Genomic DNA, 13244 nt, shown 5'->3' on the forward strand with positions numbered 1-13244 from the left:
TCTAATCATCTCTCATCAGAACTAATATCTATTTATAAAAATCCAAAAAGGCTTCTTCAAGCTCCAAGGAGTGTTGCTTAAAGCGAACTACTTGAACTTGACCCAATGCCATCCACAGACTATCCAATTCGCCGGCAACACGAATGATACATGATCTGCCTTGTAATGGGATCAGATTCAGCTGACTCTCTTTTAGGAGCTCTAAATCCTCATCACTTTCCACTTCGATTTGAAATGTTTGATACTCTGCTTCTCTAAGCTGCAAGATACTTTTTATGGCCAGAAGTTTACCTTCTCGAATTATCCCCACCTGTTCACAGGTTCGCTCAATCTCCGGAAATTGATGGGACGACATAAATATGGTTTTTCCCCTTTTCTTTTCCTCCAGGATTAAATCAATGAATACTCTTTGCATTAATGGATCCAATCCTGATGTCGGTTCGTCAAGAATGAGCACCTTAGCATCCAGCATCAAGGCTGCAATTAACCCTAACTTTTGCTTCATTCCTTTAGACATTTTCCGAATTAGAATTTTCGAATCTAAATCGAGAGCATTTATTAAATACTTTTGGTTCTTCTTGATCTGGAAACGGTTCCTATGCATACCAGCTATAAGACTAAGAAATTCCAAGGCTGTTAAGCTTTCCACAAAATGAAGTTCACCGGGAAGATAACTGACCAGCTTCTTAACCTCTGTTTTTTGTTCCCAACAGTCCAGGCCGTTAATCGTTACTTGCCCTGAATCAGGCCTTAAAAACCCCATCAGAAGGCGTATTGTCGTGGTTTTCCCTGCTCCGTTGGGACCTAAAAAACCAAATGCCTTTCCCTGATTAACCTCAAAGCTAATTTTCTTTATCCCTCGTCCTTCCCGGTATAGTTTGCTCAGTTCTTTTACCTCGATCATTTCCTCCCTACTTTCTATAAGGGGCAGACTCTCAATGATTAGAAACTAATAATTATTGATGCAAATCTAGGCTAATGGTTTTCTGGCAAAAAAATAATGAGATACTTTAAAGGGCAAAGGAATAACCTCAACCTCATTAAACCCAGCTTGTTCTAATAGATTCAGCACCTCTTTTTCCAAAGGCAGTCCCTCAAAGCCATCATGACAAGAAAGGAAAAAACTCATCAAATTTTGAGGAATATGGGTTTTGAAAATCTGGAATGCCGGGCTAACTCCCCTTAGAGCCGTCAAAATTCCAATTTGGCCGCCTGGTTTTAAGAGATCCATGACAGTTTTCAAAAGATCTAACCGCTGTTGACCAGTGAAATAGTAAATAAGATTATTTAACAGGCAACAATCATAAGTTTCTAAAGTATCTCTAAAATCAAAAACATTTGTCGCCTCAATTCGAATACGCCCTTGAAAAAGTTCTGTTTCTAATGCGGCACGATTAGCCACCGACTGATTAACTTCCAGCCCCACGCCCTTTAAATTCGGAAATTCTTCAACCAATCTGCGTAGTAACACTGCTTCACCGCAACCAATATCTAAGACAGAATGCCATTTTTCCTTTTCACATTTCCCTCTAAGCACAGGCCAGACAAAGTACTCTGAAGCTTTTGAGGCTCTTGATATAAGCTCATTTTCCATTTCATTATCCATTTTTAGCCTGGGAATCTCCCGTCTTATTAGTTTCGGCAATTGTGCAAAACTAGCCCCCCAATAGAGAGCAAACTCTTTATACATAGCCTCTAAACCATAGTTACGATAACCATGGATGGCCTTCCCTGTTTTACTAAGCTTATATTTTCCTTTAGTTAAAACGACAAGCTCTTGGATTCTAGCTTGTTCAAGCCAATGCTCGAGCAAAAGAGGATCCCAATCCGGGTTTTCGGCCAGGAAATCCTCTTTGTTCCTTTCTTCCAGGAGACCCTCCCAAAGATTAAGCTCGTACCCGGTGTGTACAAGCCAGAGAAACCCTAGATTTTCCATGAGAGAAATGGTTTTTCCGAGAAGCGATAGCATTCCTATATCCACGGTTTTCACCTCATCTTTTTGTTCTTATCCCTTTAATCAAGGAGCTCCAAAAGAAAATTAGATAGCGCCAAGCCTTTAAGCGTCGGCGCTAATACTAATGCTAATGAACAATCGCCATAGTGATTAAAATCTTTACTACTTTTATATGTGCTTAAGTGAGCAGTAGTGTTTGTCTCCCTACCTCCTCAGTATTATTTTCCATAATTTTGAAACACAGAGACTTCTCCAGATAAACCTTCTACTAAATGGTTTGGCCTGTTCCACCAGACTTAAAGAAGGGCATAAATCTCTTAAAGTTCCTTCCAAGGTAAGAAAAGTCTTGCCTACAAGCACAAACTCGGGAGGTATATGAATTTCATGCTTAGAGATGATGGCAAAAAAATCCTGGATACTCTCTCCTATAGTAAATTTCTTTTGTTTTTGACTTAAATACTTATGGCGCAAGTTGTGAATATCCGCTTGGAACGAATCCCGATCAACGAATGATGTTATACCCATCTCATAAAGAGTCTTTAAAAGTACAGCATCGTCTCCACGAATTATTCCAGAAGCCAATGAAGATAGCTGAGCCTTCATGGGGATTGAGAGATTCCCAATAATTCCGAAGTCTATTAAGCTAATTTTTCCATCCGGAAGAATGAGTATATTTCCTGGGTGAGGATCAGCGTGAAAGCATCCTTCCCGAAGTATTTGCTGCAGGAAGGCTTTGCTTAAGTGATTGGCAATTTTACAAACATTTTTAGAGTGCTTTTCTGAACAAGAGATTTGATGTAACGGGATCCCCGGGATATATTGCATGGTAAGAACCATAGAGTTCGTTAATTCCCAATAAATCTTTGGAACCACAATATTGGAGTTCTTCTTACTGTGTTTAAAGATTTTCTCTGCATTTTTTCCTTCATGAACAAAATCCAACTCTTTTATGATAGTGTCGGAAAACTCCTCAACTATCAAGCGAACCGGATAGCCTTTACCCCACTTTGTATTCAGCTCAATTCGTTCTGCAAGCACCTGGAAGATCTCCAAATCTGTCTTAACTCTTTCGTGAAGGAATGGGCGTTGCACTTTTACGGCAACTTTCTCTCCATTATGCAAAACTGCCTCATGCACTTGAGCAATCGAGGCCGAAGCCACTGGGATTGGATTAAAATGTTTAAAGACTGACTCTAAGTTAACCTTTAAAGACTCTTCGACTACTCGACGTACTATACTAATGGGCAGCGGATTAACACGATCTTGGAGTTTTTCTAATTCTTTAATGATCGGTAGTGGAAGCAAATCAGATCGGGTACTCGCCATTTGGCCGACCTTAATAAAAGTTGCCCCAAGTTCTCCTAATGCCCCTCTCAGATGAACACCGAGAAGTGCTAAATCGTTGTGCTCTATTTTGTTAAGATTTCCAGGGATAAACAAGTAACCAAGTCCATGTTTAAGCAGTACGGAAAGGATCTCGTAGTAACGAGCAATATGTCTCTCCGGTATTCCAAACATAATGAAACTCTCCGTTTCTTCAAAGCTATTATATAGTTATGGAACGATAAACATAATGTTACTGAGCTAATCCCTAACAATACTCATGCTTTTCATGGTAGACCCTCATGCCGCTATAACGAAGACACCGTCTTCCCACGGGTTAACAGAGCTAAAAAACGCTCCCTCCAGAGCCCGTCAGAACCCTCTCCTGTCGGATGGTTTTTCAGAGTAGCAAAATAAAATGGCTAGCACCAAAGTCATAAGACTTCGGTGCTAGCCAGACATTACGCTTCCTTTTATGTTGTCATTCGGATCTCATTTCCTTAAAAACCCAATTGGCCAAAGACACGATAACCGAGACAAGAAAAGCCACTCCAAATCCCGGCACAGAAAATCCCGGCAGCAGCCCACTTGTAAGCATAATCATCCAGGTATTAATAACAAGTGTAAAAACTCCTAAAGTTAAAAGATTGAGAGGGATAGTCAGTAAAATCAGCAACGGCCGAATCATTAGATTGACAAGACCCAGAACTATCCCTGCCCATAAGAAATGAAGTGGAGTTGATGCAACCATAGGCAAGAATTGGGCCGCAATAAAAAAGGCCAGTGCATTTACTAGAACACGATAGATCTTTCGTTTCAACTCTTCACCTCCACTCATTTTAGGCTTATTTTCACCTGAACTTCTGAAGTCTTAACATCAACTATGTCCAGGCCCTTATGCTTAGATAAATCTTTGATAACCCTCTGGGTTGCAGCTATAATACCACTCGGAGAAACACTTTTAATCCAACTCATATGCTGACGCGAGGTTTCATCTTTAGGAAGCGGAATTCGTTTGAGAGCCATTTCCCCCACCCAAACTAAGTCTGTAAGTGCTGTGAGAAATTCATCAACCACCCACATCGGTACGGGAAAGGTGAATCCCCTACGCTTTTGAACTTTGACTCGAACCAGCAAAAACAAAGCGGATTTAGTCCACATACACTTCAACCTTGATTCTTCCCTCTTCGGGATCGGCCACTTCTACATCTACAATCTTACCATCAAGACTCTCTTCAATTATTCGAGCAAGGCCTTCTACATCCAGATCTGTTAAATCTAGGCCTTTCTTCTCCAACTCTGCCTTCTTATCCTCAGGCACAAAACTCATTGCATATACCACAATCTTTGAAGCAGAACGTATCAAAGTCAAAGGAACATTTACATTAACCTTAAGTGTCTTCTCCCCTTGTACACGAACCCGTAAAAAACGTTCCCCCTCTTTTTTCACAAAATCCCGCTCAAAAATCTGCGTACTGGTTTTATATGAGTTTCCTTCATCGACAGCCTTCAAGAGATCCAAACCTTCGACAGCTGTCAGTTTGCCTTCTTGAACCATTTCGAGAATCTTCATCTTTTCACTGCTCATTTTTGCATTCCCCTTTTCAAAATAAAATTTTATAATCAACGCTGAACCAGCTAGTTCTAATCTTTACTTGACTTTCTCATCTGAAGGGCAGCTTCCTGAGCCGATATCTCACCTCGTTCTAAGGCTTCTAGAATTTCCTGTCTACGCAAGCTTTCCTCAGAAGACTTTGACTTTTCATAATCACTCTCTTTCCCCTTCTCAGCTCCATAACCTAGGGCCTCAATGACACTATCTAAGCGACTTCTTACCGTCGGATAGGAGATACCTAACTCTTTTTCTACCTCTTTGATATTCCCCCGACATTTAATAAATGCCTCCATGAAAACTAATTGTTCGGCTGGCAGCCGACAAAATTTACAGGAACTAAACTCTCCTTCGATTTTTGTAGGACAATGTGTACAAGAAAGCTTACTTATTTTCATTTCCTGATCACACACCGGACACCGATGGGGCATCTTATAATTCAAGGTCATCACCTCTAATCAAATTACAAAAGCACTTCTGTGCTTAGATAATAAACCCATTTGTTAATATTGTCAATATGTTCATTAATTTATTTAAGGTGGCAATGAATATTATTAAGTCAGCTGTTGAGTATTTATAGGTGCAACTTAATTGAAACTCTAGTAAAATTATAATGCAGCCCGTCTTCGGAAAGACTAGCTGCATTAGTTACCAAATTAAAATGAGGAGGGGCTATTTATGCCACAAATAAAAATACGAGGAATCGAGACAGACACAATACGTAAGGTAAGTAAAATCATGCTCGACGAGCTATCAGCACTAATTCAATCTCCAAGGAACGACTTTACTCTAGAAGTGATTCACTCTACTTTCATCCTCGATGAGGAGGTTGTGCAGGGGTATCCATTTATCGAAGTTGCCTGGTTTGACCGCGGACAAGACATTCAAGACCAAGTTGCCCAAGCCATCAGTCGTATAATTAATCAAGCCGGGTACGCCAGCGTAGATATTATGTTTACCGTTTTAGATAAAGTTCGCTATTACGAAAACGGCGAACATTTTTAGATATGGCCATTGAGCACTTTGATTAACTTAATTAAATTAAGGATAGTGTAAGAGAATCTCAAGTTCCCTCCTTGAGAGGATCTGATCAGCCTAAGGTTAAGTGCTTCATTTTATCTCACATTGTTAATTTTTTTGTATACTTCAACATCACAAATCGCAAATAATTTCGCATCTGTTGGAATTGGTTCATTTAACTTAGTGTTTATTGTCATATCACTCTTGTTTGATACTAATGTAGCCCCTTGCTTGATAAGGGCTAAAAAAGCATCCTCATATGTTTTCCATTCAGGTCTGATAGTCACGTGATAGACATCAGCTCCTTTTTGGCGACTTAATAATTGGGTGAAAATATCTAGGCTTCCTTCATTAAGTGCTGACCTTACAGCTAATCTAGATACAGCATCGTGGGAGAGAACAAAATCGTTAACTTTAACGTGTTTGAAGTTTTGAATATGTTTCTCCATCATGATTTCAACTGTGGTATGTACTTTTGGAGCTATACTCTCTATAGTTGAAGCTAAAAGTAACGATTTCCCATCAACAAGAGAGGGCTCATCAATTCTTGCATCGGCAAAAACGATTGCCGAACGAGCATTTTTAATGTCTGCCTGTTCCAGTATATCGATGGAACTTGGATCACCACTAATAAAATGAATTTTAGGTTTATCATAAGGATGTTTGTCAATCTCATCAATAATTACAACCTCAATATTGGGGTCTGTAGATAGAATTTCTTCTATCGCATATTGTGCTTTTTTACTCCAGTTAACTATGATAACGTGGTTTTTGCCTTGATATCTCAAGCGCCCAGCCTCCCTTCTCCTATTAAAATCTGCAACAGCATCGATAATCTTACCAATGACTAAACTTAACAAACCAATTCCAAATACATAAATGAAGATAGTAAGCACTTTTCCTGGAAAAGTGCTTGGCGAATAATCACCATAGCCAACAGTCGCCATCGTTGTTAAAACAAAATACAGAGAATTAAACCAAGTTTCAAATGTCTCTGGCTCAATCATATAAGCAAATGTTGATGCGCTCAGTACAAAAGCAATAAATCCAATTGCAAGTGCTGTATTCTTCATTTTCACTAATTTCATTGATAAGCGAAGCAAAAAGTGCACAAGGTTTTTCCTCCTACAAAATATGTTATGGTTCTTACTAATTAGTTTAACACAGGCTTTTCTCGTAAGAACATATTTCTAATAGATGCTTGAATATTTATATTTATCTCGATTAAAAACCTGCTGGAAGCTATATGCTATACTTCTACAAATTTCACTAGTTCTCCTTTAAAAAGCTCAATAAAATACCACTGCTATGATAGCCAATCCTTACATAGTATTAACTACTTAGAAAGGGAGACGGTTTAGTTAAACGCTAAACCGTCCCCCCTTATTCACTTTCTTACGAAAATTAAGCCCGCCACAATCTTAAGGTAAGACATCGCAGACTTCCTCCTCCAGCCAAAAGTGCTTGAGGGTGAAACTCAATGACATCAACGCCACGCTGCTGCAAGCGTTTCTTTGTCTGATTATTCAAGGCAATATCATAATGAATAATAACCTTGGGCTGTAAGGTGACAAAACTGCACCCCCAATTTTGCTGCTCTACATCACTCAGTTCAATAAGTTCGATATTCCGTTCGGCAAAAAACTCTCGGACATTGATCTCTACCCGCTTATGTTTGGTAATTAAAAATGCTTCCAGAAATGCTGGCGGAAAATAGACTCCTAATTGTTCGCCGATTCTATTAATAATCATATCGGCATGCATAAACCTTCGCTCCTGAGGAGTTTTCACATAAATTACTTCTTCAAAAATTTCTAGGGCTTTAGCAAAAAAGCTCTCTATGGTACTGGTTTTCAGTCTTTCTGTGTCAACTATAATCAATGTTCTTGGCGAAAAAGCCATACACCCCTCGAATTCGTCAGTATCTCCAAATTCGTGAAAGATAGGGATACTTAGGTTATGCAGAACTTCTTTTACTACTACTTCCTCTCCGGTTCTGGTGCCCGGACACATCTTAGATAAAATTGCTCCATTACTCGTTATTACTGCAACATCATTAAGATACGCCAAATTGGGAAGTTTCTCTAATAAATCTTTCGTTTTCCCGACGAAATTTCTAAGTTCCAAGACTTCAACACCATGAGCTTTTAACAACTGAGCATATTCTTCGTGTTCCTTATGATACTGATCAACCTTCGGAACGTTATTGAATAAATGATATTTATAGTTTGATAGATTAACAGAAGCTAGAGACTCAACCGGGTTATGCAGCAAAACTTTCCTTAAGCGAGCTAACTTTTCGTTCCCATATTCTTGCTTTAAATTACTCATAATAGCCCAATCCCAACTCAAAGTTAAAAGCCTCCAGAGCGACACTATCGGCCATAAAGATATTCTTTTGATGGATAGGGTGCATAAGCCCACCAACCTCTTTTCTACACTTTTTTTGTTATATCATAAAGGATGTACAATAGGGACTAAAACATACATAAATTACTCCCAGCTGGCAGGCCTTTATTATCCACTTAAGGCTGCTGACCCCGTAGTGTCTCAATCTCTTGGTAATATGTATGATGTTGTCCAAGGGCCAGCTTCAGTTTTACAGTAAAATTTTAAAAAAAACACCCTTAATACGTCAGTTCACTGACATATTAAGGGTGTTTATGCATCCTCCTTTAGTCCCGTAGGCTAAAGCTTTCTTTTGCCTTCACCATTGCCACTATTACTTCGTTAACAGGGACTGAGAGCCTCGATTCGTGAGCTAGTTTAACAACCGCTCCATTTAATGCTTTTATTTCTGTTCGACGACCGTTCTGAATGTCTTGTAACATTGAAGCATGGTGGGCAGAAGTTGGAGGAATTAACTTCTCATAAAAATCGGCTAAATAAGTTTCTGCATCGGGCCAAAACATCGAAATATTTCTTGCCCTAAGCAAGTCGAAGATTTCTCGAATAATCTTATTCATCAGGTCACGTGTAACCGGTTCCTGAGCTAATTGGCCATAACTCACTTCAAAGATGGAACCTAGGGAATTAAGAGCGGAATTGTAGATAATCTTTCCCCATATGTACTTCATAATTTCTAAAGATGCTTTTGTGGGAATATGAGCTTTGCGGAAAATCTCAGCGAATTCTTCTAATACCTCTGAGTTAATAAGATTTTTAGGAGATCCAATAATTACGTCATCCGCGATGACAGTCACTTTAGACTCTCCAGGGGCTAAGGTCTCAGCCCCAAAAATCACCCGTCCTAAAAGAAGCTTCTCCTCCGTGATTGATTTAGCAGCAGCCTCAAAATTTCCATACCCATTCTGTAGTAGGAAGACGAAGGTCTTATCTCCTACTAGAGGCGCAATCTCCCGGGCAATTTCTTCAGTGACAAAGGACTTTACCGTAACAATTATCATATCAAAGGTCTGCTGCCTAAGTTCAGAGACATTAGCTACAACGTTAGAGAGCCTAACAGAGTGATCTCCCCAAATTCCAGATACCTTGACTCCCTTCTCCTTGATTCTTTCAATACTTGCTGCTCTACTTAATCCCGTTACCTCATGACCAGATAAGCTCAGTAGGCAAGAGTAAACTGTACCCAAAGCTCCTAATCCAACGACTAATATTTTCACGCTATCTTCTCCGATCTTTTCATTTTAATGAGATAGAACTTTTATTTTGTTTTTATGTATTAAGGACGAGGAGCCCATAGCATTACAGAAACCCCTGCAATACATATGGCAGCACCTATCCAATCGTAGGTATCGGGAATTTTCTTATCAACTGCCCATCCCCATAAAACAGCAAGAACAATAAATATCCCTCCATAAGCTGCATACACTCTCCCAAAGCTTGGGAAATTTTGTAAAGTTGGTATGATGCCATATAAGATTAGGATGCATCCGCCCAATACCCCATACCAAACAGGCTGAGATTCTTTGAGCCAAAGCCATACTAAATAGCCTCCGCCTATTTCAGCCAAACCCGCCAGAACAAATAGAAAACCAGCCTGAAGCATGAATATATTCTCCCTCCTTTTTGAGTAGCCGCATATTAAAAAGAGGCCTAAGTGCCACAAAGAAGTCGTACTTTAACAATATAACGTTATCTCTGTGAAATCAACATCATTATCTGCATAGATCATTTAGCTTAATACAAAGCAAATTGACTCAATCAAAAATTCGAAATAAGAGTACTCAAACTTCCTATTAACATAGTTTTTAATTATAATAAAAGGAAGATCAGCCCTGAATACTATTCCTCTCTAAAATAAGCAAACAAGAAGTTTTATCCGATGACTACCAGCCGTAAGACTCCCATCTTCTATAAGTACGAAAGCATCCAGTGACGAAACCCGGGTGAGGGTTTCGCCCAAGCCGCCTACTCCAAAGAAAAGCATAACGGCGCAGGTTGCTTTCGCCGAACCGCAAACTACACAGAACAACTTTAGCGGTGAGGATGAGATAACGGCTGCTACGTCCCTGGATAAGTTCTTCTAAGCTTCAGATGGAGTAAGTATTCCTCTTAGGCAAACTCCATCTGAAGCTAAGAATCACTTGATGAAGGAGAAATCATGCAGCAACCACCAGTATTGGAATTGACCAATTTAAGAAAAACAATTAAAGGAAAGGACATCGTTAAAGGGATAAACCTCACTCTCTATCCTTCCCAAATTTTTGGGTTCCTCGGGCCCAATGGTGCCGGGAAAACGACGACAATCCGGATGATCGTCGGCTTAATAAAGCCTACTGAAGGATCTGTCAAAATCTGCGGCTACTCTGTTGCTCACGAATTTGTCAAAGCCTTATCCAATGTCGGCTGCATCATAGAAAGCCCGGACATGTACCAATACTTAACAGGCATGGAAAACTTGCTTCAATTTGCTGCCATGAATAAAGCTATAAGTCAGCAGCGTATTAAAGATGTTATAGAAATGGTTGGGCTTCAACATCGAGTCAATGACAAAGTTAGCACTTATTCTCTAGGTATGCGCCAACGTCTGGGTATTGCCCAAGCTATTATTTCAAAACCAAAACTCTTGATCCTGGACGAACCTACTAACGGTCTTGACCCTGCCGGAATTACTGAGTTTAGAAATCTAATCAGAAAACTTGCCTATGAGGAAGGGATGACTGTTTTTGTTTCAAGCCACATACTTTTAGAAATACAGCAAATGTGTGATATCGTCTCGATCATTAAACAAGGAAGTGTCGTCAAAACAGCCAATATCCAAGATCTTCTCCAAGATAATGACAAGATTGAGTGGCAATTAAGTGATCCTGAGACGGCAATCTCGCTTTTAAGAGAGCATTGGAATATTCAAGCTAGTCAGTTAAAGAAAAATACTATCAGTGCTAACATAGGTCCGCATCCCCTTGCTAAACTCAATGAATTTTTAATTACTGAGGGGTTGGCACTTACCTATTGTTCTGCAACGGGTAATACTTTAGAAGACCTATTTTTAGACCTAACGGTAGGTGACGAAATTGTTTAGTCTCATAGAAAATGAAGTTATCAAAATGATTTCTAAGAAACGTCTCTTGTTTGTCATAGCAATACTCGTTGCCCTAATTTCAGTTTTTGCTTATGGTCAACACCATGCCTCTGAAAGAATAAAGACTCAGCTTTCTCAAAGAATGGGAATTAGTGCAACTACCGACTGGCACAAAATAGCTGACCAGCAACTGATCGAGCTCAAAAACAGGTTAGATAGTCCTTATAGAGATGAGAAAGATAAGTCAGCACTCAGGGTAAGAATAGAACAACTGCAATATAATCTTGATAACGATATTAATCCATTGGAACAGTCCGCGGCAAAATTCACCACTAAATTTATGGAACAATCGATTTTCTTATTCTTACCTCTTCTTATCATTATGTTAGCTTCAGATATGGTGTCAGGAGAATCCTCTAGCGGAACTATTAAACTTCTTCTCGTCAGGAACGTACCAAGATGGAAAGTTTTGCTCAGTAAGTTCTTAACGTTAATTATGTTAGAGATTATTGTGCTATTTTTTGCTTTTGTGTTATCCGAAATTATTTCAGGCCTGTTCTTTGGCTTCGGAGGATGGAATGCTCCTGTGGCGACTGGTTTCAAACTAGTTGCTGGAAAGTTAGACACTTCTTCAGTCCTAAATGTTCCCCAGTGGCGCTACACTCTCATGGTTTATTCTTTAGCCTTTTTTGTTTCCTTTGTTGTAGGGAGCATCTCATTTATGATTTCTGTCTTAGTGAGAAGTACAGCAGCTTCAATCGGGATTATTATGTCAACCCTTGTAGCGGGTAACTTTATAAGTTACTTTCTCTCTGATTGGAAAATCACACGCTACATGTTCATGGTCAATCTACGACTGACAGATTATTTATCAGGATCCTTTCAGCCTATCGAAGGTATGACTTTGCTTTTCTCAATCTTAGTTCTGCTGGGATGGGCTTCTGCTTCAATCATAATAAGTTTTGTCTACTTCACAAAAAAAGACATTTTAGTCTAAGGAGTAAAAAATGTTCAAAAAAAGCATGTGGTACTCAATTCTTGTGATTGCCTTTGTTGGCTTCGTTATTCTAGCTAACGGTTTCTACCAAGCTATCCTCGTCACAACACAGGCTAATCCTCAACCAACTTCGGAATCAGCACCCCTTGAATCGACAACAGATTTAACCCCAAGCTCCAAGAATCCAAACACTATCCAAATGCTCATCCTAGGAGATTCTGTCGCTAAAGGGACAGGAGACGAAAAGAGCAAAGGTTTTTCAGGCTATTTATCGGAGTATCTTAAAAACAATACCTCTAAAGAAATTATTGCTGATAATGTGGGAATTGATGGACTGGAAAGCACCGGATTACTGGAACAACTCCAAAGCCGTCGGCTTGAGCAACAACTTACGCATACAGATATAGTCTTAGTTTCAATTGGAGGTAACGATATCCGCAGTATTCTCACTCTGAATTCTTTTGATAAAGAAAACGAATTCAAGGTGAGGCTGGATAGATACTTGAGTAACCTAAAGTTAACCTTCCAGGAACTGCGAAAATCCAACCCCAATTCGACCATTATTTTCTTAGGTTTGTATAACCCTTATGAAAAGGTAACAAATCTTGAGGATTCCCAACTACTAAACAGCTGGAACTTCAATACTCAACAGCTAGTAGAAACAGACGGTAAAGCAATTTTCATCCCGACCTATGATCTTTTTAAGTACAACACAGGAAGATTTATAGCTCAAGATGGCCTACACCCCAATTCAGCTGGATATCAGGCTATTTCTAATAGAATTAGTAGATCTCTGGAAATGATCATTGCAGGATTATAAGTAAATTCTAGGTTATCTTAACAAGACTAATTA

General features: G+C 39.4%; 15 protein-coding genes. 4 read left to right on the forward strand and 11 right to left on the reverse strand.

Annotated features, from left to right (window positions below; genetic code table 11):
• Positions 1 to 28: 28 nt before the first annotated feature.
• From DP73_RS17070 to DP73_RS17100, 7 genes are all read right to left on the reverse strand, one after another.
• Entirely contained in the window at positions 29 to 904 is an 876-nt protein-coding gene (locus DP73_RS17070; RefSeq protein WP_034601118.1) for an ATP-binding cassette domain-containing protein, read from the reverse strand.
• Between the two features lie 66 nt (positions 905 to 970).
• A complete protein-coding gene (locus tag DP73_RS17075; RefSeq protein ID WP_034601119.1) occupies positions 971 to 1981 on the reverse strand; it encodes a class I SAM-dependent methyltransferase in 1011 nt (336 codons plus the stop codon).
• A gap of 177 nt (positions 1982 to 2158) precedes the next feature.
• Positions 2159 to 3472, reverse strand: a complete 1314-nt coding sequence (locus DP73_RS17080; protein WP_052090793.1) for an AarF/ABC1/UbiB kinase family protein — start codon at positions 3470 to 3472, stop codon at positions 2159 to 2161.
• Positions 3473 to 3758: 286 nt separating this feature from the next.
• Entirely contained in the window at positions 3759 to 4097 is a 339-nt protein-coding gene (locus DP73_RS17085) for a phage holin family protein (RefSeq protein ID WP_034601271.1), read from the reverse strand.
• 14 nt (positions 4098 to 4111) lie between these two features.
• Complete coding sequence (locus tag DP73_RS17090) at positions 4112 to 4438, reverse strand: hypothetical protein (protein WP_034601120.1); 327 nt, start codon at positions 4436 to 4438, stop codon at positions 4112 to 4114.
• Positions 4428 to 4865 (reverse strand): hypothetical protein, encoded by a 438-nt coding sequence (locus tag DP73_RS17095; protein ID WP_034601121.1) that lies wholly within the window; start codon positions 4863 to 4865, stop codon positions 4428 to 4430. The genes DP73_RS17090 and DP73_RS17095 overlap by 11 nt, the downstream gene beginning before the upstream one ends.
• Before the next feature lie 56 nt (positions 4866 to 4921).
• Positions 4922 to 5332 carry a DUF2089 domain-containing protein gene (locus DP73_RS17100; RefSeq protein WP_034601122.1) on the reverse strand — a complete coding sequence of 137 codons (411 nt, stop codon included), beginning with the start codon at positions 5330 to 5332 and terminating at the stop codon, positions 4922 to 4924.
• Positions 5333 to 5567: 235 nt separating this feature from the next.
• Between DP73_RS17100 and DP73_RS17105 the strand changes: the two genes are divergently transcribed.
• Positions 5568 to 5894 carry a DUF1904 domain-containing protein gene (locus DP73_RS17105; protein WP_034601124.1) on the forward strand — a complete coding sequence of 109 codons (327 nt, stop codon included), beginning with the start codon at positions 5568 to 5570 and terminating at the stop codon, positions 5892 to 5894.
• A gap of 110 nt (positions 5895 to 6004) precedes the next feature.
• Here the strand turns inward: DP73_RS17105 and DP73_RS17110 are convergent, their stop codons facing one another.
• From DP73_RS17110 to DP73_RS17125, 4 genes are all read right to left on the reverse strand, one after another.
• Positions 6005 to 7021 (reverse strand): potassium channel family protein, encoded by a 1017-nt coding sequence (locus DP73_RS17110; protein WP_034601126.1) that lies wholly within the window; start codon positions 7019 to 7021, stop codon positions 6005 to 6007.
• Positions 7022 to 7313: 292 nt separating this feature from the next.
• Entirely contained in the window at positions 7314 to 8240 is a 927-nt protein-coding gene (locus DP73_RS17115; RefSeq protein WP_034601128.1) for an arginine deiminase family protein, read from the reverse strand.
• Between the two features lie 344 nt (positions 8241 to 8584).
• The gene (locus DP73_RS17120) at positions 8585 to 9532 is read right to left on the reverse strand and encodes a 2-dehydropantoate 2-reductase (RefSeq protein ID WP_034601130.1); all 948 of its coding nucleotides are present in this window, start codon (positions 9530 to 9532) and stop codon (positions 8585 to 8587) included.
• A gap of 59 nt (positions 9533 to 9591) precedes the next feature.
• A complete protein-coding gene (locus DP73_RS17125) occupies positions 9592 to 9918 on the reverse strand; it encodes a YnfA family protein (RefSeq protein WP_205623410.1) in 327 nt (108 codons plus the stop codon).
• Positions 9919 to 10473: 555 nt separating this feature from the next.
• Between DP73_RS17125 and DP73_RS17130 the strand changes: the two genes are divergently transcribed.
• The 3 genes from DP73_RS17130 to DP73_RS17140 are packed head-to-tail and all read left to right on the forward strand — an operon-like array spanning position 10474 to position 13211.
• The gene (locus DP73_RS17130) at positions 10474 to 11394 is read left to right on the forward strand and encodes an ABC transporter ATP-binding protein (RefSeq protein WP_034601131.1); all 921 of its coding nucleotides are present in this window, start codon (positions 10474 to 10476) and stop codon (positions 11392 to 11394) included.
• Complete coding sequence (locus DP73_RS17135) at positions 11378 to 12391, forward strand: ABC transporter permease (protein WP_242865792.1); 1014 nt, start codon at positions 11378 to 11380, stop codon at positions 12389 to 12391. The genes DP73_RS17130 and DP73_RS17135 overlap by 17 nt, the downstream gene beginning before the upstream one ends.
• 10 nt (positions 12392 to 12401) lie before the next feature.
• Positions 12402 to 13211, forward strand: coding sequence for a GDSL-type esterase/lipase family protein (locus tag DP73_RS17140; RefSeq protein ID WP_034601132.1), 810 nt, complete (start codon positions 12402 to 12404; stop codon positions 13209 to 13211).
• Positions 13212 to 13244 lie beyond the last annotated feature (33 nt).

It is taken from the genome of Desulfosporosinus sp. HMP52, assembly GCF_000765145.1.
Taxonomy (GTDB): Bacteria; Bacillota; Desulfitobacteriia; order Desulfitobacteriales; family Desulfitobacteriaceae; genus Desulfosporosinus.